An 18,348-nucleotide genomic window follows, 5' to 3' on the forward strand; every position below is an offset into this window, starting at 1 on the left:
TTCTCTCTCCCCGAACCCGGTGGGGGCGGGGAACCCTTTGGCTTATGACTAGACACCTATGCTCCGCTGTGTTTTCTTCGTTAGCCGCAACTGACTCTTATACCCGGCAGGCGCCCGGGAATTCACGTGTCTCCCCCGACCGCTCACTCCTCGATCATCCGGCCGATGAAGGGGAGGTTGCGGTACCTCTGGGTGTTGTCCAGGCCGAATCCGATGACGAACTCGTTGCCCAGCGCGAACCCGACATACTTGATCACCAGCTTGCGCCGGTGGTTGGCCGGCTTGTCAATGAGGGTAACAACCTCGACCGACGCCGGTTCCACGGCCGCCAGTTCCCGGCTGATCGCCTCCACCGTCCGGCCGGAGTCGACGACGCCCTCGACAATCAGCACGTCCCGGCCGCGCAGCGAGCGCGTGAACCAGTGGTCCAGCTTCAATTCCTGCTGCGCGGTCCCGTCATGGTAAGATTCGGCCGAAATGAACTCCACCTCCAGCGGGAGTTTGACGGCCCGCATGAGATCGGCCATGAACACCACGCACCCTTTGAGCACGCCGAGAAACACGGGGGTGCGCCCGGCGTAATCGCGGGTGATCGCCTGACCCAGCTCGTTGATGCGTCGGGCGATCCGATCCTGTGCCAGGAGCAACTCAAACGGTTTCGGCTTGGCCTGGTAATCTCTCGCTGCACTCAATTGTCAGCACCTTCCTCGTTGCACTATCTATCTTTACCCGCTCTGCAATTTCCCAACCCACGAGCCAGACAATGCCGTGGCGGTCGGCCACCACCGGGATCTCGTCCCGCCGCAGCCGGGGAACTTTCCGATCGGTCAGGAAGTCCCCGACTTTCTTGCGGCCGCCCAGACCCAGCGGCCGAAACCGATCCCCCGGCCGAATCGAGCGCACCTCCAAAGGCGGCACAACCTTTTCCCAGTCCAGATAGACCTTCCGCCCTCGGCGCACCGGTCGAATGGCCGACGACCCGCCGCGCCGGATGCGGGCCGTGATATTCAGCCGCGGCCGCTCCAGCTTCGCCGGTACGCCCGGAGTCAATTCGGCGCGAAAGGCGCCGACGCGACGGCCCAGCACCAGGACTGCGCCGATGCGCTCGGCGCGCGCGCCGCCGGGGAGCGACAGCATCGCCCGCCCGGCAAGGGCAGCCCGGTCGAGGCGTTCCACCACCTCTTTGTCCGGGCTCGTTCCGTCGCTTGAAATTTTTGAAAGACAATACCTTAACAGCCGGCGACGGATCCATTTATCATAACCATCAAACCGCCGCAAATCAAGCTCAAACTTGCCCCCCGGCGTCTCTGTGAGAACCTTCTTCTGCACCCCGGCCAGCACTCCCTCGAGGTACTCTTCCTCCGCCGCCAGCGTATCGGCCAGATCCGCAAGGGCCCGCTCTACCTTCGGGTTGAAGCTCTTCCGGACAAGAGGCATGACCTTGTGCCGCAAAAAGTTGCGCCGGAACCGGAGGTCCCGGTTGCTCTCGTCGCGGCAGAAAGTCAGGCGATGCTCCTTCAGGTAGCCCAGGATCTCATCCCGCCACACATCGAGAAGCGGCCGGATCACCCGCCCGCGTTTCCGCGGGATCCCCGCCAGCCCCCGCCGCCCCGTCCCGCGCAGGACGCGGAACAGAACCGTCTCCGCCTGATCATTCGCCTGGTGGCCGAGTGCGATGCGCCGGCAGCCCCGCTCGTCCGCGAGCCGCTCATAGATCCGGTACCGATAGTCCCGGGCCGTCTCCTCCAGACCCTTCCGCTCCCGTCCGGCCAGCATCGGGATATCCTCGCGCACGATCGTCAGTTCCACCGCGAGCTGCCGGCACAGGGCGGCGCAGAAGCGCTCCTCCCTTTTCGCAGCCGCCGGTCGGATCCCGTGATTGATGTACACGGCGGTCAGGGCCAGGCCGAGCTCCTTCCGGAGCGCCCACAGGGCGTGCAGCAGCGCCACCGAATCCGGTCCGCCCGAAAGCCCGACCAGGACCGCGTCGCCGGGCGCCAGGAGATGGCCGTCCCGAATCGCCTGTCGCACCTTGTTCAGCATCACCTCAGAAGATACAGGCCGGCGGGCAAAGGTCGAGCGAAATCTTAGTGCGCCATTCAGACCTTGACAGGTCCGTCGGCGGGCGGCCATATTGGCCCCCAGCGATGGAGTTCCTCGGCGCTGATCCCGGCCGGAAAGCAATCCTCTACTTTTTGGCCGCCATTTTGCTCGGCGCGTTCGTGCTGAGCCTGCCGCTCAGTCACGGCGCCCGGCCGGTCGGGGTCATCGACGCCCTCTTCACTGCCACCTCCGCCGTGTGCGTTACCGGCCTCACCGTGGTCGACACCGGCACGGCGTTCTCCCCCTTCGGCCAGGTCGTAATCCTCGTTCTGATTCAGCTCGGCGGGCTCGGTATCATGACGTTCGCGACTCTCCTGATCGCCGCCGCCGGGGCACAGGTCGCTTTCCGCGACCGGCTCGGCGTGGCCGGGTCGCTCGCCGCCGGGACCTTCATGCGCACCAAGTCGCTCCTCCAGGCCGTCATCGGCGTCACCCTCACCATCGAACTGATCGGCGCCCTGGTCCTCTTCCTCCTCTTCAGCGGGTCGCTGCCGCTCGGGCAGGCCGCCTGGCACGCCGTCTTTCACTCGGTCAGCGCCTTCTGCAACGCCGGGTTCTCGACTTTCTCCGCCAACCTTGAGGCCTGCGCCGACCGGCCGGCCATCCTGCTGACCGTGGCGGCCCTGATTATCCTCGGCGGGCTCGGGTTCGCCGTCATTACCGAGCTCCTCCACCGCGCCTCCGGCCAGTCCCGTCGCCTCTCGCTGCACACGCGCATCTGCCTGAGCGCGACCGCGGTCCTGCTCGTCGGCGGCACGCTGGCGGTCTTCTTTGCCGAGTACGGCAACACGCTGGCGGGTTTCAGCCCGGCCGGCAAAGCCGTCAACGCCTTCTTCCAAGCGGTCGTCTGCCGCACCGCCGGCTTCAACTCCGTCTCCCAGGCCCGGCTCACCGAGGTTGCCGTGCTGGTCTCCATGGTGCTCATGTTCATCGGCGCCTGCCCGGGCTCGACCGCCGGCGGCATCAAGACCACCACCATTACCGTCATTGTCACCACCGCCTGGGACCGCTTCCGGGGACGCCGCACTCCGTCGATCTTCCACCGCCGCATCGGCGAGGAGTCCATCATCCGCGCAGTCGGCGTGTTCATCCTCGCGGTGTTCGTCGTCGCCGCCATGCTCGCCCTGCTCGCCGTCCTCTGGGACCGGCCCCCCCTGCGCGCCGGCTCCGTCCACGGCTGGCTGGCCGAAAACCTCTTCGAGGTCGTCTCCGCCTTCGGCACGGTCGGCCTCTCCCTCGGCATCACTCCCGAATTGAATATGCCGGGAAAAATCGTTATCATCCTGACCATGTTCATCGGCCGCGTCGGACTGCTGACGCTGGCCTTCGGCCTGGCGCGGCCGACCGCGACCGGGGAGATCGTTTATGTCGAGGAACCGATCGCCATCGGCTGAGCGCGGCCGCCGTCCCGCAGAGGGAACAACAGTTTAAACTGGTTGGGCTTATGAAAGAATTCGTCGTCATCGGCCTGGGCAATTTCGGCGCCACCGTCGCCCGCGAGCTCACCCGCCTCCACTGCCGCGTGACCGCGGTCGATGCCAACGAGGCCCGGGTGCGCGATCTGCAGGACATCGTCCACGTCGCCATTGTGGCCGACGCCGCCGAACGCCGCTTCCTGGAACACCTCGAGGTCGAGAACTTCGACGCCTTCATCGTCTCGACCGGCGTCGATTCCCACGCCTCCATCCTCATCACCCTCCACCTCAAAGAGCTGCGCGCCCGCCAGGTGATCGTCAAGGCCAACTCCGCCGACCACGCCAAGATTCTGATCAAGGTCGGCGCCGACGACGCCATCATCCCCGAGGAGCAGATGGCCTCGCGCCTGTCCCACTCCCTGGCCCAGTCCAACCTGCTGGACTACCTGCCCCTCTCGGCCGAGCACTTCGTCGCCGAACTCGTCCCCCCGGACAGTTTCGTGGGCAAGTCGCTCAGGGACATCCAGCTCCGCGCCCGCTTCAACATCCAGGTCATCGCCACCAAACACGCCCGCACCGGCGACTACATCTTCGCCCCCGGCGGCGACTACGTCATCCGCGATCACGACCTGCTCATCATCCTCGGCAAAGAGGAAGATATCGACCGCCTCCGCCAGTGACCGGTCTCACCGGGCCGCCGGCGCCTCCTGCCCGGCCAGCCACCCCGCCATCCGCTCCTCCAGGACGGTCAGGGGAAGGCAGCCGTGGGCGAGCAGTTCATCGTGGAAGGCGCGGATGTCGAAACGCTCCCCCAGGCGCTCTTCGGCCCGGCGCCGGAGGGCCTTGATTTTCATCTCGCCCGTCTTGTACGACACTGCCTGGCCGGGCCAGACGATGTAGCGGTCGATCTCGACCGCGATATCGTGGTCGGCCTTGCTGGAATTCGCCCGGAAGAACTTGATCGCCTGCTGCCGGGTCCAGCCCCTGGCGTGGAGGCCCGGATCGACCACCAGGCGGATCGCCCGCCACATCTCGTAGGTCAGCCGGCCGAATTCCGCATAGGGGTCGCGGTAGAATCCCATCTCCTCGCCGAGGCTCTCGGCGTAGAGCGCCCAGCCTTCGCCGTATGCCTCCAGCCACGAATACCTGCGGAACTCCGGCAGATCCTCCATTTCCTGCATGAGCGCAATGTGCAGGTGGTGGCCGGGCACCGCCTCGTGCAGCGTGAGAGCCTCCATCTCCCAGGTCGGCCGCGAGGCCAGGTTATAGGTGTTGGCGTAGAAGTACCCGGCCCGGCCCGCCCGCAGCGATCCCGGCTGGTAGTACGCCGTGGTCTGCGATTTCTCCGCGTACGGCGGGATCGGAATGACTCCGTAGGGCAGTTGCGGGAGCCGTCCGAAAAGGCGGGCCAGCTCGGGGTCGATGCGCTTGGCGATGTCGCGGTACGTGCTCAGCAGTTGCTCTGCGCTCGTGCAGAAGAAACGCGGATCGGTGCGCAGAAACTCGCAGAACGCGGCGAAGTCGCCCGCGAAACCGGTCTCCGCTATGATGCGCTCCATCTCGCCCCGGATGCGCCCGACCTCCGCCATCCCCGTTTCGAATACCGCGTCGGGCGTCAGCTCGCTGGTCGTGTAGTACCGGATGAGCGTGCGGTACCAGTCGTCGCCCCCGGGCAGATCGCGCCAGGAGACCGTTTCCCGGCAGCCCGGCAGGTAGGACCCCTCGAGGAAACGGTGCAGGCCGCGAAAGGCCGGCGCCACCCGCTCCGCAAACAGCGCTGTCGCCTGGGCGCAAAACCGCTCGCGGGCGGCCCCCGACAGAGCCGTCGGCAGCCGGCGCAGCACCGACAACAGCGGCGCCTCGGCCGCCGCGGCGGGGATCTGGTTGAGCACCTGGCGGGGAACCTCCCGGAGCGGTTCTCGCGGCGGCGTGATCCCCCGCGCCAGCCCCTGCGCGAGCAGCCCTATCGTCTGCTCGACCAGCAGCGGCAGCCCTTCCAGCCGGGCGAGCACGGCGTCGCGCTGGGCCGCGGTTTCCACCGGCATCAGCCCGACTATGCGCGCCGCGTCCTGCTGCACTCCGTCCATCTGGTTGAGCCCGAGCAGCTCCTCGGGGAAGCGCTGGCGCGCCCGGTCCTGCTCCTGCCGCCAGAGAAAGAGATCGTAGCTCAGCCGGTCGCGCGCGGAGAGCTTCTCCCGGTCGATGGCGGCGAGCGTCTCGATCAGGAGCGCCGTCGCCTCGCGTCGCCGGGCGAAAGCGCCCTCGGAGCAGTCTGTCCAACGGTCATGGTACTTCGGATAACCCGTGCTCGTCGCCCACTCGGGGCGATCGGCCATCGCCCAATCCCAGGCCGCCTCGAGCAGACGCCGCAACCGGGCGGCATCATCCCGCCCCCGGCCGCGCTGGATATCCATACAACCGGTGCGCAATTCTTCCCGCATGGGGCGCGTCCTTTCCGCAAGAGGTGGTGTCGTTGAAGCAATATAGGGGCGAGCCGGCCGCCGCACAACCGCGCGCGCCTACGTGCGCCGATCGACAATCGCCGCCCCGACCCCGGCCAGCCCGACCAACCCGATCAGACCGATCAGTATCGCCGGGACACCCAAGAGCGGGAGCAGCACGGTCGGGACCAGCAGGGCGCCCAGCGATGAGCCGGCCAGCTCGCACGCATACCCGAGCCCCCGGTTGGCCTCGGCCGCGCTCGGATAGCAGCGCCGCGTCGCCGCCACGAACAGACTCCCCGTGGCGGCCGCCGCCACAAAGAGGAACAGCATGTGGTAGAGCAGAAAGGCCGAGGGATCTATCCGGCCGGTCAGAGTCAGGTAGATCGCCAGCGCCAGGGCCAGAGTCGACAGCGAGGGCCAGATCAGACCGCGCTGCTGCGGCTGGCGCGCCGCATACCACGTCCCGACCGCCAGCCCGAGCATGAAGGCGCCGATCAGCAGGGCGATTTCGGAGTACAGAGACCCCGCCCGCGACTGGTACACGTAGAACGCCAGCTGCTCGGCCGCGAGCGAGACGGCACCGGCGACGAAATAGAGGACCAGGCCGTAGCGCCGGCCGGCCCGTCGGCCGGCGGCGCCCCAGACGATCAGGCCGACCAGCGCCGCGGGCACGCCGACCGCCCACCACGCCGGCGAGCCGGTCAGCCCGACGATCGCGGCATCGACCGGGTGCCGCTCGGCCCGGAAACCGATATGCTCCAGTGTCAGCGCGGGGCGATCGATCGTGGTCGGCGCTCCCTGCCCCGCGAGCGCCGCCTCCAGCCGCTCCGTCCGCAGCGGGCTGAGCCGGTCAAACAGGTACGACGAGTTCACCCACAAGGGTCGGCAGGGCAGACTGTCGAGGCGGGCAAAAACCGTATCCAGCGGGACATCGAATACCGCCGCATCGGATGCCAGAAGCAGCGTCTGCTCCCCCGGCCACAGGATGACGTGGGCGAACACCTGCGCGAACGATGCCCGGAGGGTCGCCAGCAATTCCGCCTCGCGCCGCCCGACAAACCGGTCGGTATCGTAGGCCGTCGCCAGAAGCACGACCCCGGAGTCGTTCAGCACGCGCCGAAGTTGACCGAGGAACTGCGGGGTCAGCAGGCCGGCCGCGCGATAGGTCGATGGGTCGCCGGGGTCGAGCACGATCGCATCGAACTCCCCCCGCCCGGTCCCCCCCGCGATAAATCGCCGCGGCAGCTCGTGCACCGGGGGATCACCTTCTCCGGCGAGTCCGTGCTCGGCCAGCGCCGCAGTGAGCCGCGCGCGCGGGTCCACCGAAGTCACCGTCAGATCGGGAAGTTGGCGGGCCAGCGCGCTCACTCCGAATTCGGTCCGTCCGATGAAAAGCACCTCGCGCGCCCCGGGCCGGTAGGCCAGGACCGGCAGCAGGTGACTCTCGGCCGCGGCCGCGTCCGGTCGGGTTGCCTCCACCGCATTGTCGGTGAGCAAAACCCAGGCGCCATCCCGCAGGAGGAGCGCCTGGTGGCTGTAGGGAGTGTCGAACGACGCCGCGACCGCGTAGCCGGCATACTTGGCGGCCTCGAGCGCGCGGTTGAGCGGATGGTCGAGCGCCGCCACCGCCGCCAGCAAACTAACCGCCGCCAGGACCGCCCCCGCCCCCCGGACCGTCCGCATCGACGCGCCGCCGCCGAGCGCGGCGGCCATGACGATCACCACCAGCGCCAGCGCGACCGCCGGCGTCGAGAGCACCGTCCCGGCCGCGAGCACGACCGCGAGCCCCGCCGCAAAGGCGCCTATCCCCTCGAACAGGTACACCCGGACGATTCCATCGGCCGGCGCCCCGTGCTCCCCGGCCACGGCCGGAAAGAGCCAGCCCGAGAGCACCCCAAGGGGAGCCATAACGAGGAAGGAGATGGTCAGGGCCGGCACGAGCGGGATTGCCTCCCCGACCGCCACGCCGTAAGCGAGCGGCGCGAGGCGGGCAGCGGCCACGCAGAGCGGGAGCACAAGCGAGGCGAGGACGAGCAGGAGCGCAGCCCGCAGGCGGCCGGGCCATCGACCCCCCGCCCAGGCTCCCGCCGCGACCGCCGCCAGCCACCCGAAGAGCGCGCTCCCGATGAACAGCTCGCTCCCCCCGAGCGAGGACACCAGTTCCCGCAGCAGGAGGGTTTGTCCGCCGGTGGCTACGAAACCCAACAGAAACGCCGAACGGTTCATTTGAACCGTCCGGGTATTTCCCTCCCGCAGGCCACGCACCGGTCGCCGGCCAGGCCCGCGGCCGAGGTGCGGTACCCGCGGCGCTCGATCACCAAGGCGCCGCAACCGGGGCACCAGGTCGACTCCGCCCGGTGGCCGGGAACGTTGCCCACATATACGAAGCGCAATCCCTCGGCGCCGGCGATCGCGTGCGCCCGCTCGAGCGTCGCCACCGGTGTCGGCGGAAGGTGCTCCAGGAGGTACTGCGGCGTGAAACGCGAAAAGTGAAGGGGAACATCCGCGCCCAGATACCGGAAAACCCACTGGCCGAGTTCCCGGAACTCGGCGTCGCTGTCGTTGAGCGTCGGCACCACCAGGTAGACGAGTTCCAGCCACAGCCCGGCCTTGCGAATCTGCTGCAGACGCTCGAGCACCGGCGTGAGCTCCCCGCGCACCACGTCGCGGTAGTAGGACGCGCGGATCGCCTTGAGGTCAACTTTGATCGCGTCGAGATGCGGCATCAGCTCGGCCAGCGGAGCCTCTTCGATGTACCCGCCCGTGATCATCACCGACCGGATCCCCTGCGCCCGGCCGAGCCGCGCGATGTCGTACATGTACTCGTAGAACACCGTCGGCTCGCTGTAGGTGAAAGCGATCGTCGGCGCGCCCTGCTGCCGGCAGAGCGCCACCGCCGCCTCCGGCGGCAGATCGAAATTCTTGGTTTGCTCCGGGCGGGACTGCGAAATCTCCCAGTTCTGGCAGAACTTGCAGTTGACGTTGCACCCGGCGGTGGCCAGAGAAAACGCCGCCGTGCCCGGGTAGAAATGATTGAGCGGTTTCTTCTCGATCGGGTCGACATTCACGGCGCAGGGCTTGCCGTACACGAGCGTGTGATAGGTGTCCCCCCGGTTCTCCCGCACCCCGCAGTAGCCGCGCTCGAGGTCGGTGACGCGGCAGCGGCGCGGGCAGAGCCTGCACTCAATGCCCCCGCCCGCCAGCTTCGTATAGTGGCGCGCCTCCTCCGACGACAGCGCGTCGCTCAGGTCGATGGCGCAGGCATTCTCGATCCCCCCGAGGAGGTCGGGGAGGAAGTCGGCGTGCGGGAGCGCCGTCGCCGCCGCCCCGCAGCCGAGGCAGCGCAGAAAGCTCCGCCGGTTCATGAGAACAACTCCCCGCTGGTCTCCCGACCGGCCCCATCGACGGCGCGCACGATCACGTCGATCCGGGCGAGGTCCGCGGCGCCGAGCCCGCAGGCGGCGGTATCGAGATAGGTCACCGCCCGCTTGTCCTCCGCCAGCGTCCCCAGCCCCGCCCGCGCGCGCAGGTATTCGATGATCTCCAGGCCGACCCGGTCGACCGCCACCGGATCATCCGACAGCAGGACCGCCCCGTACGGCGCCACGTGCTCCTCGCGGAAACCCGGGCCGCCGTGGTACTGCACGAGCACCGCATCGGCGATCGTCAGCCGGTTCTTCCGCCGCACCGGCTCCAGCAGCGAGACATGCGCGCAGTATGGATCCCCGCAGTGGTCATGATACTTGTTGGGATTGTGAATCGCGCCGTACATGTTCTTCAGCCCGCCCGAGAGACCGACAATGGAGTGGTCCTTGAGCACCGGCAGGTTGATGTTCGAGTCGACGGCCTCGGTGAGCACGCGGCTCACCCGCGAGCCGACCTCCCCGTACGTGTGGATCTCGGCGGTGTAGCCGAAGCCGGCGGTGTCGGTCCCGAAACAGCGCCGCCCATTTCCCCCCACGTTGAGAGTGAAACCCGCCCGGTCAAGCTCGCGGTTGGAGCGGTCCCACACGATCAGGTCGCCGGCGGCCCAGCCGGCCGCTTCGAGAAGGTCCCCGGCGGCGGCGGTGAGCGCGGGCGGCGTCGAATTGCGCGGCCCGACCAGCGCGTTCACCTTCATCCCGATTGTGCCCCCCGGAAGCAGGCTGCGCAGCGCCGCCGCCGGGGGAAGGCCCGCCAGGTGCGCCAGGCCGACCTCCAGCAGGCGCCGGTAGGTCTCCGGACCCGGCCGCCGTCCGCCGGAAAAAGATACTGACTTGACCACAACGACGCGCTGCATATCTTAATAATATACGGCCCGCCGGAGAACGACAAATTCTTTCCGCCCGGCGGGCCCGCACCGCCGGAGATCGGGGAGTGCTCATGACACGCTTCACCGTTTGTTTCCTGCTCGTGCTGCCGGCGGCGGCTGCTCTGGCCGCATCCGCGCCGCCCGTCACCCGCCCGCCCGCGGTCGCCGGTTCCTTCTACCCCGGCGACAGCGCGGAGCTGGCGGCCATGATCGCCGGCCAGTTGGCCGCCGCCCCCGCGGCCGCCATCGACGGCCGCATCGTGGCCATCGTCGTCCCCCATGCGGGGCTCGTGTATTCGGGGCCGATCGCCGCGCACGCCTACAAAGCGCTCGCGGGACGGCCCATCGAAACGGCCATCCTCTGCGGCCCCGCCCACCGCTACGGGTTCCGCGGCGCCTCGGTTTACGGGCCGGGAGTGACCTGGCAGACGCCGCTGGGCCCGGTGCCGTGCGATGACGCCCGCATCGAACGCCTCCTCGGCGCCTCCTCCTGGCTCAAAGTCGTCCCCGAGGCCCACCTCAAGGAGCATGGGCTCGAGGTGCAGCTCCCCTTCCTCCAAACCGTCCTCCCCGGCGCGCACATAGTCCCGATCGCTATGGGCTACCCCGACGGCCACACGGTCGATGGGCTGACCGCGGCGCTCGTTGCCGCCGCCCGGCCCCCCGGGGCCGTGCTCATCGCCTCAACCGACTGGCAGCACTACCGCCCGGCCGCCGGCGGGTACCCGATGGATTCGCTCGGCCTGGCCTGCCTCGCAGCTTTCGATGCCGACGCGCTGCTGCGCAACCTCGAGGCGAAGAAGGTCGAGGCCTGCGGCGGAGCGGGGGTCGTGGCCGTAATGCGCGCCGCCCGAAAACTCGGCGCCGATAAAGTGAAAATCCTCGGCTACGGCGACTCCGGCGATCTCACCGGCGACAAGAGCTCGGTCGTGGGATACGCGGCCGTCGCCTTCTATTGCAGCGCCGACGGCGAGAACTCGGCCGCGCCGGGTGAAGCCGCTGCCCCGGAAAAAGGTATGGAACCATATGATCTGACCCAGGAGGAGCGGCAGACGCTCCTGACGATCGCGCGCCGCTCTATCATCGGGTATCTCGAGGACGGCGCGGCACCGGATTTCGAGGCGGCCGGCAAGCTGGCCGAACCCGGCGCCGCCTTCGTGACGCTCGAGAAACAGGGCCGGCTGCGCGGATGCATCGGGCATGTCGTCGCCGCCGATCCCCTCTTCCGGACGGTGGCGGCCTGCGCCGTGCAGGCGGCCGTCGGGGACCCGCGGTTCGAACCCGTCACCCGGTCCGAAATCGATCAACTCACGATTGAGATCTCGGTCCTCACCCCGCTGCAGGCGGTGACAATATTCGAGGAAATCGAGGTCGGGCGGGACGGCCTGATCATTTCACTCGGCCCGAACCGCGGGCTTCTGCTGCCGCAGGTGGCGACAGAGTACGGGTGGACACGGGAGGAGTTTCTGCGCCAGACCTGCCGCAAAGCGGGCTTGTCGCCCGATGCCTACAAGTCGCCGCAGGCGAAAGTGGAGCGGTTTCAGGCGCTCGTGTTCGGCGAAGAGTGAGAACCCGGCCGGCGGCCCGGGGCGGCGCCGGGGCGCTCCCCGCGCCGCCTAGTGCCCGGCAGTTCCTTTGCCCGCCGGCTGCCGCTGCGCCATCGCCAGCGGACGGGCCGGATCGGTCACGGCGTCGATACGGGCTGCGTAACCCGACTTGGCGCTCACCTCGTCGTCGGTCACCATGTGTACATCGACGAGGCCGCCCGTCCGATAACCGGTGCGGATGAAATTCACCTCGTCGAGACTGAGGCTCCACCCTTCCAGCCACGACACCAGGTCCTGCCGCTGCTCGGGGGAGCCGCGGAAATGCACGAGAAGGTCGATATCGCTGTCGGGACCCGCGTTCGCGTTCTTGGCCGACCCGATCAGGTACAGCGCGGCCACGCCGAACCGGACCGGGTCGATCCGGGCGGCGATCTGCTCGGCCATCTGCAGGCGCCACCGCCAGAAATCCCCGCGCACCTGGGCGGGGGATTCCGCCGGCGAGGCCGCGATCTCCAGCCCGCCCCCCGGCGGCGTCAGGATCCCCACCGCCTCGTCCAGGTCGGCGTTCATGAGCACGGAGAGAACCTTCCCCCCCGTCGCCTGGGGAATGTCGATGACGCGGATCACCTCCGCCAGCTCGTCGCACTCCGGAAGGAGCTCCGGCAGCACGCTCGGCGCCTCGGTGAGAAACCGCTCGCTGAACACCACGTGATCGTCCCCCGGGAAAAGCGGCAGGTACCGGATGTTGGCCTCGACCAGGTCCTGGAAGAAGTGCGTGCCGAACGACAGGTCGGGCACGTAGTTGCCGTGGCGGATCGCCACCTCGATGAGCATGGAGGTGTTGTTGATGTCGGAGTAGGTGACGTTGACGCCGAGTTTGATGTCGCCGCGGCTCCCCCATCGGCCCGGTCCGATGAGGATGAATTTGCGCTTGGGCAGCAGCTTGTTCAGGCGGCTGACCGCCCGCCCCACCGCCACCAGCGTGGCCCGGTCCTCGATCTCGGCGTACTTCCGCGGGTCCACGTAGACGACGTGCGTCACATCCGGAACCCGGCCGTTGGAGACGTAGCGGTTGGCCGAGAAGACAATCTGCTGCATCGGGATATCCTTGGGAATGGGGGCCGGGGCGCTTTCCGCTGAGTAGCTCTGGGCCCGGCACTGGAGCAGGTAGAAATCATCCCCGTCGCACGCGAACTCGATATCCACCGGCTCTCCCAGGGTGACCTCGAGCGTCTGCATGATCGCCCGCAGACGCTTGAGGAAGCGCGTCCGCGACACCAGGCCGTCGAACGTCACCACCGGCGCGCCGCTGGAAATATCGGCCGTCAGGCCCGGCGCCACCAGCCGCCCATCCATGCTGAGCGACAGCATGTGCTGGATCCCCGGAACTTCGAAATTCACCTCCCGGAGAAAGTCCAGCAGCGGAATCGTCTCAAAATCCTCCGTCTCCAGATTGATCACGTCGATATACTTCGGCGAGTACCGCGCGATCTCGTCCGGCGTCACGTTCGTCCGCAGCGTCGGCTGCCCCGGCGCGATCAGGATCGGGTAGTCGTTGCTCAGCCGGTCGACGGCGCGGGTGCCCAGGCCGGGAACCAGCCGGATGAGACCGTCCGTCCGCCGAATCCGCGGCGACCAGCGGAATTCGTTGTTGCTGAAAGCCACCCCCGCAAACGAGGGAAGGAAATACTTCCCGATCCGCCGCCCCACCACCTCCTGGATAATGATCCCCATCTCCTCGGCGAAATCAATCAGCCCGCGCTCGGCGCGGTATTCTATGGGGTCCGGGCCGAACGTGCTCGCATAGACCTCGGCGATCGCATCCGTCAGCGCGTCCAGGCGCTGCTGCTTGGAGCCGCGATTGGCCAGAAAGAGGCTCTTGTACTTGCCGGAGAACGCCGCCCCGACCCGGTCTTCCAGAAGGCTCGAGCTGCGCACGATGAGCGGGCGGTCCCCCAGGTCGTCGAGCGCCATCGAGAGTCCCTTGATGATGTCGGCGGGGAAGCGGGCGTTTTTGAACGACTGGACGACGTGCGGGTACTCGCGGCGGATCTGCCCGATGTCCTTGTACTTCTGCTCCACCACGTCGTCCATGTTGTTGTAGTGCATGTAGTAGAGGATGACGTCGGAGGTGATGTACCAGGTCTTGGGGATCTGCACGTTGGCCAGCAGCTCGTTGTCCGCGGCTTTCTTGAGCAAAATCTGCTTGGCCAGGAAAAAGCCGGCGCTCTTGCCCCCCAGCCGCCCGTAACTCTCGGATGTGTAGATCAGGTTCTGGATGAGCTTGCAGAAGTCGGCGACATCGACATAGTTCTTCGCCACGTTGATATACTGCTGCTGGTCAGACAGGAACCGCCGGATCAGCGACACCTGGATCCCCCGCATCGACGACGACAGCGTCACCGGCTCGTCCTGGGTGAGGTGCTGGTAGCGCCGAATGGCGTCGGCCACCTCCGACAGCGTCAGGTTCCGGTTGACCGCCTGGACGAGGAAGCCGAGCTTGTCCTCCTGGATCCACTTCTGGATGAGGTTGAGGATCTCGCCGGCGTCGAGGTGGTCGGCCGCGATTTTGAAAGCCGCCGAACTGAAAGCCGCCGACATCACCAGCGATTTGCGCTGGTGCGGTCGGTTCCAGTGCTCCGGGTTTTCCTCGTCCTCCAGCGACTCGTTCGAGGTGAACGAGCGGAGGAGTTTCTCGGCCTCGGCGATGCCGCTCCAGCACAGGTGGTTGAGCATCTTCCGCGCGATCGTCTGGTAGAGCTCCCGATCCGTGTCCCGCAGGAGTTTCAGCACCACCTGCCACTCGGGGCGCCCGACCGAGACCTCGGGGCGGACTGTCTGCCACTCCTCCGTGATCTGCCGCATCTTCTGGTGGCAGATGAAATATCCGAGACGCTCGGCGATCGTCTTGAGCAGCCGCGACTCATCGGCGAGAAACAGCTTCTCGGCCGCGCTCGGCGTCTCCTCGCGGTAGGATACCGTGATCGACCCGATGACGATATCCTGAACGGCGATATCGGCCGACTGCAGCCAGGGCGTCTCGATGAAGTTCGGGGTGGCGAAGATGTTGTCCTCAATGACGATCTTGACCTGGCACAGCTTGGGGTACTGCCAGCCGGTCGGAATGGCTTCGATGAGGAGCGGGCAGACGCGCCCGATCGGCTCGTCCGGATTGGTGAGAATCGCGCCCACCCGGTAGATGCAGTTGAGCTCCTTGGCCCGCTCCTGGAGAGAGCCGATCAGGCGATCCAACACCCAGTAGTCTCCTATCGGTTTCTGTTCATCGGTCATAGAGCTGTGATTCCTTCGCGTCGGCGGGGCGGCCTGCGGCGCGGCGGCGCCGGCCTGCGCCCCGCATCGGCCTGCCCCTCGCGACAATATCGCGCGGGAACGCGCCCAATGCAACAGGAAACGGCCGCGCGCGGGCTGCGCACGGCCGTTGACTTGCGTTCACCGCACTAAATCTCAGACCCAGCCGCGATCCCGGCAGGCCTGCGCCACCCGGCCCACGGCGATCACGTAGGCCGCGTCGCGCATGTACAGCTTCTTGCGGCTCGCCAGCTCGCTGACCGCCAGGAAGGCCGCCGTCATCTTCTGGTCGAGCTTCTGCAGCACTTCCTCCTTCGGCCAGTAGTAGTTCATGTTCGACTGCACCTGCTCGAAGTAGCTGCAGGTCACGCCGCCCGCGTTCGCCAGGAAGTCGGGGATGACGAAGATGTTGCGGGCCGAGATGACCTTGTCGGCCTCCGGTGTCGTCGGACCGTTCGCCCCTTCCGCAATCACCTTCACCCGCCGCGAGATCTTCTCCACGTTCTCGCCCGAGATCTGGTTTTCCAGGGCGGCCGGGATGAGCACGTCGACCTCCTGCTCCAGCCAGGCCTCGCCCGGCAGCACCTCGTAGCCGAGCCCGGCGGCTTTACCCTTGTCGATGCCGCCGAAGCGGTCGGTGATGCCCAGGAGCTGCTGGAGATCGATGCCGCTCGTGCGCCGGAACGTGTACGAGGTCTGGTCCGCCTGGTCCCAGCTGGAAACCGCAATCACCGTCCCGCCGAGCTGCTGGTAGAGCTTGATGGCGTATTGCGCCACGTTGCCGAATCCCTGCACGCTGGCCGCCGTCTTGTCCGGCTGAATGTGGAGCTGCTTGAGCGCCTCGCGCAGCGTGAACACGACGCCGAAGCCGGTGGCCTCGGTGCGGCCGAGCGAGCCGCCCATCCCCACCGGCTTGCCGGTGATGAACCCCGGATACTTGCCGCCGTGGATGTGCTCGAATTCATCGAGCATCCAGAGCATATGCTGCGGGCTGGTCATGACGTCGGGCGCCGGGACATCGGCGATCGGCCCCACGTTTTTCGCCAACTGGCGGACCCAGCCGCGGCAGATGGCTTCCTGCTCGCGCTGGCTCAGGTTGTGCGGGTCGCACACCACGCCTCCCTTGCCGCCGCCGAGCGGAATGTCGACCACCGCGCACTTCCACGTCATCCACATCGCCAGGGCGCGCACCGTGTCGATCGTCTCCATCGGATGGAACCGGATCCCGCCCTTGCACGGACCGCGGGAGTCGTTGTGCTGGACGCGGAACCCCCGGAAAACCTGGACCGCCCCGTCGTCCATCCGGACCGGGATGCTGAACTGGTATTCCCGCAGCGGGTTGCGGAGAAGTTCACGGGTCGCCTTGTCCAGTTCCAGGATGTCGGCAACGCCGTCGAACTGCGTTTGCGCCATCAAAAATGGATTGAATGACCCTTTACTCATGACCACGACCTCTCATCACTCATGCTGTGGCGATTGACCCGGCCCGGCCGACAACCGCCGTGTTTCTAAAAGTACTTGTTTGCCCCTTGGAACCAGCGCCGGCCGCCGGACAGACACCGGCGATATGTTACTTTTTTCACAAGTCCGAATATAGCGGGGCCACGCCCGCTGTCAAGGCAAACCGCGAAGAAATGACAATTATCGGCCCACCCCGCGTTCCCGCTGTCTCCGCTTCATCCGGCGACCGGTCTCCGCCGGCCTCACTAATACCAGCACAACTTGTTGTATTACAGAATCTTACACCTTTCGCCCGGTCGGCCCCTACCTGTGCTCGGCCACCCACAGAAACGGCCGGACGATTGTCCGGCCGTCTGAATGTATTGACTCGCCGCGATCGCTCTACTCGCTGGTCATGATAAACAGCGGCTGCATCTCGAACGAGTGATAGAACGGCCGCAGCCGCTCCCGGTTGTAGTACCGCTCGACGTCGACCAGCTTCTTAGTGCTCGACACAACATCCACCGGAACATCGTCATAGCGGCCGTTCTTCAGCACGACCAGCCGTCCGTGAATGTTCTTCAGGATCAGATCCAGCGCCAGGTTCCCATAGGCCATCGGCACGATCGAATCGACAGCGTCGGGATCCCCTCCCCGCACGAGGTACCCGAGTTTCTGGGTGATGCACCGGATTTGCTTGCCGTTGTTGTACTTGGGGGACCGGACGAGCAGCTCCGCCGACACCAGGTCGCCAATGCCGCCCAGTTTCTTGTGCCCATAGGCGTCGGCGGCCGAATCCTGGAACACCATCTCCCCGCCTTCGAACATCGCTCCCTCGGAGACCAGCACAACCGCGTAGCGGCTGGGGTTGTGGTTGCGGTCATAGGTGAGCAATTCGGCGAGCAGGTCGATGTTGAACTGATGTTCGGGAATCACGCACCGGTTGGCCGCCCCGGCCATTGTCGGAAGCATGGCGGTGAATCCGGCGTAGCGGCCGAACACCTCGAGCACGAGGAACCGCTCGTGCGACCCGGCCGAAGTGCGCAGGAGATTGGTCATCATGATCGTGCGCGTCACGCAGGTGGAGAAGCCGATGCAGTAGTCGGTCCCCGGAACGTCGTTGTCCATCGTCTTCGGGATCGCCACGATCTTGACGCCCTCTTTGTAGAGGCGGACGGCGTAGGACAGGGTGTCGTCGCCCCCGATCGGAATCAGGTAGTCGATGCCGAGCCAGTCGAGGTTCTTGATCACCTCGGGCGTCAGATCGCTCTTGGCCCCTTTGTACTTGTCGCGGAGGTGGGGCGGGATGTTCTCCTGGGTGACGTGCCCCGGATGCGTGCGCGAACTGTGGAGGAATGTTCCTCCGGTGCGGCCCGCCTTGTTCACGATCTCTTCCGTCAGCTCTACAAAGGCCCCGCTGTTGTCGTGCTTCTTGTCGCGCACGATGTCGATCGTTCCGGCCCACCCGTGGCGGAGGCCGATCACCCGGTAACCTTCGCGGATGGCGCGGATGGTGACGGCGCGAATGGCGGGATTCAGACCAGGGACGTCGCCGCCGCCGGTCAGTATGCCGATCACGCCCTTCTTGGTCTTCACGTTTGCCACCTGTGTACCTCCGTGTTCAGTCGGCGGGTCGACCTTGGCCCGCACTCACTACTACATCGACAGGAACCCTCCGATTCATTATTAACATACGCTCGACCCGGCCGCGCGCACAAGGGTCCGCCGCCCTCCCCCCCCCACCGCGGGCGGACCGGCGCCGCAATAGAGACCGGGAACCGGCCTCCCCGCCGACCGGC

At 66.8% G+C, this 18,348-nt stretch carries 12 protein-coding genes; 3 read left to right on the plus strand and 9 right to left on the minus strand.

The window, feature by feature from the left end; genetic code table 11:
* Positions 1-143: 143 nt before the first annotated feature.
* On the minus strand, positions 144-692 hold the full coding sequence (gene hpt, locus KA261_03795; GenBank protein MBP7696910.1) for a hypoxanthine phosphoribosyltransferase: 549 nt from the start codon (positions 690-692) through the stop codon (positions 144-146).
* Positions 649-2,043: a tRNA lysidine(34) synthetase TilS gene (gene tilS / locus KA261_03800; GenBank protein MBP7696911.1), complete on the minus strand. Its 1,395-nt coding sequence runs from the start codon at positions 2,041-2,043 to the stop codon at positions 649-651. The genes hpt and tilS overlap by 44 nt, the downstream gene beginning before the upstream one ends.
* Positions 2,044-2,147: 104 nt before the next feature.
* On the opposite strand from tilS, the gene KA261_03805 reads away from it, so the two are divergent.
* Together KA261_03805 and KA261_03810 are read left to right on the plus strand one after the other, a co-directional pair.
* Complete coding sequence (locus KA261_03805) at positions 2,148-3,497, plus strand: hypothetical protein (GenBank protein MBP7696912.1); 1,350 nt, start codon at positions 2,148-2,150, stop codon at positions 3,495-3,497.
* A 50-nt stretch (positions 3,498-3,547) separates the two neighbouring features.
* Positions 3,548-4,198: a TrkA family potassium uptake protein gene (locus KA261_03810; GenBank protein ID MBP7696913.1), complete on the plus strand. Its 651-nt coding sequence runs from the start codon at positions 3,548-3,550 to the stop codon at positions 4,196-4,198.
* A 6-nt stretch (positions 4,199-4,204) separates the two neighbouring features.
* On the opposite strand, the gene KA261_03815 is transcribed toward KA261_03810, so the two are convergent.
* The 4 genes from KA261_03815 to KA261_03830 form a co-directional block, all read right to left on the minus strand.
* Complete coding sequence (locus KA261_03815) at positions 4,205-5,959, minus strand: DUF885 domain-containing protein (GenBank protein MBP7696914.1); 1,755 nt, start codon at positions 5,957-5,959, stop codon at positions 4,205-4,207.
* Between the two features lie 78 nt (positions 5,960-6,037).
* Complete coding sequence (locus KA261_03820) at positions 6,038-8,188, minus strand: hypothetical protein (protein MBP7696915.1); 2,151 nt, start codon at positions 8,186-8,188, stop codon at positions 6,038-6,040.
* The gene (gene amrS, locus KA261_03825) at positions 8,185-9,327 is read right to left on the minus strand and encodes an AmmeMemoRadiSam system radical SAM enzyme (protein MBP7696916.1); all 1,143 of its coding nucleotides are present in this window, start codon (positions 9,325-9,327) and stop codon (positions 8,185-8,187) included. Before amrS ends, KA261_03820 begins: the two co-directional genes overlap by 4 nt.
* Positions 9,324-10,241 (minus strand): DUF362 domain-containing protein, encoded by a 918-nt coding sequence (locus KA261_03830; protein ID MBP7696917.1) that lies wholly within the window; start codon positions 10,239-10,241, stop codon positions 9,324-9,326. Before KA261_03830 ends, amrS begins: the two co-directional genes overlap by 4 nt.
* An 83-nt stretch (positions 10,242-10,324) precedes the next feature.
* On the opposite strand from KA261_03830, the gene amrB reads away from it, so the two are divergent.
* Positions 10,325-11,821, plus strand: a complete 1,497-nt coding sequence (amrB, locus tag KA261_03835) for an AmmeMemoRadiSam system protein B (protein MBP7696918.1) — start codon at positions 10,325-10,327, stop codon at positions 11,819-11,821.
* A gap of 48 nt (positions 11,822-11,869) precedes the next feature.
* On the opposite strand, the gene KA261_03840 is transcribed toward amrB, so the two are convergent.
* The 3 genes from KA261_03840 to KA261_03850 form a co-directional block, all read right to left on the minus strand.
* Positions 11,870-15,091 carry a nucleotidyltransferase domain-containing protein gene (locus KA261_03840; protein ID MBP7696919.1) on the minus strand — a complete coding sequence of 1,074 codons (3,222 nt, stop codon included), beginning with the start codon at positions 15,089-15,091 and terminating at the stop codon, positions 11,870-11,872.
* 174 nt (positions 15,092-15,265) lie between these two features.
* On the minus strand, positions 15,266-16,552 hold the full coding sequence (locus KA261_03845; GenBank protein MBP7696920.1) for a Glu/Leu/Phe/Val dehydrogenase: 1,287 nt from the start codon (positions 16,550-16,552) through the stop codon (positions 15,266-15,268).
* Between the two features lie 399 nt (positions 16,553-16,951).
* On the minus strand, positions 16,952-18,154 hold the full coding sequence (locus KA261_03850; GenBank protein MBP7696921.1) for a 6-phosphofructokinase: 1,203 nt from the start codon (positions 18,152-18,154) through the stop codon (positions 16,952-16,954).
* Positions 18,155-18,348 lie beyond the last annotated feature (194 nt).

It is taken from the genome of Candidatus Zixiibacteriota bacterium (assembly GCA_017999435.1).
Taxonomy (GTDB): domain Bacteria; phylum Zixibacteria; class MSB-5A5; order GN15; family FEB-12; genus JAGNLV01.

What these genes read in the sequence shown, in the direction of transcription:
- KA261_03840 (MBP7696919.1), bottom strand. Translation starts at nt 15,091, where the DNA reads ATGACCGATGAACAGAAACCGATAGGAGACTACTGGGTGTTGGATCGC.
- KA261_03830 (MBP7696917.1), bottom strand. Translation starts at nt 10,241, where the DNA reads ATGCAGCGCGTCGTTGTGGTCAAGTCAGTATCTTTTTCCGGCGGACGG.
- amrS (MBP7696916.1), bottom strand. Translation starts at nt 9,327, where the DNA reads ATGAACCGGCGGAGCTTTCTGCGCTGCCTCGGCTGCGGGGCGGCGGCG.
- KA261_03805 (MBP7696912.1), top strand. Translation starts at nt 2,148, where the DNA reads ATGGAGTTCCTCGGCGCTGATCCCGGCCGGAAAGCAATCCTCTACTTT.
- KA261_03815 (MBP7696914.1), bottom strand. Translation starts at nt 5,959, where the DNA reads ATGCGGGAAGAATTGCGCACCGGTTGTATGGATATCCAGCGCGGCCGG.
- KA261_03810 (MBP7696913.1), top strand. Translation starts at nt 3,548, where the DNA reads ATGAAAGAATTCGTCGTCATCGGCCTGGGCAATTTCGGCGCCACCGTC.
- amrB (MBP7696918.1), top strand. Translation starts at nt 10,325, where the DNA reads ATGACACGCTTCACCGTTTGTTTCCTGCTCGTGCTGCCGGCGGCGGCT.
- KA261_03845 (MBP7696920.1), bottom strand. Translation starts at nt 16,552, where the DNA reads ATGAGTAAAGGGTCATTCAATCCATTTTTGATGGCGCAAACGCAGTTC.
- KA261_03820 (MBP7696915.1), bottom strand. Translation starts at nt 8,188, where the DNA reads ATGAACCGTTCGGCGTTTCTGTTGGGTTTCGTAGCCACCGGCGGACAA.
- tilS (MBP7696911.1), bottom strand. Translation starts at nt 2,043, where the DNA reads ATGCTGAACAAGGTGCGACAGGCGATTCGGGACGGCCATCTCCTGGCG.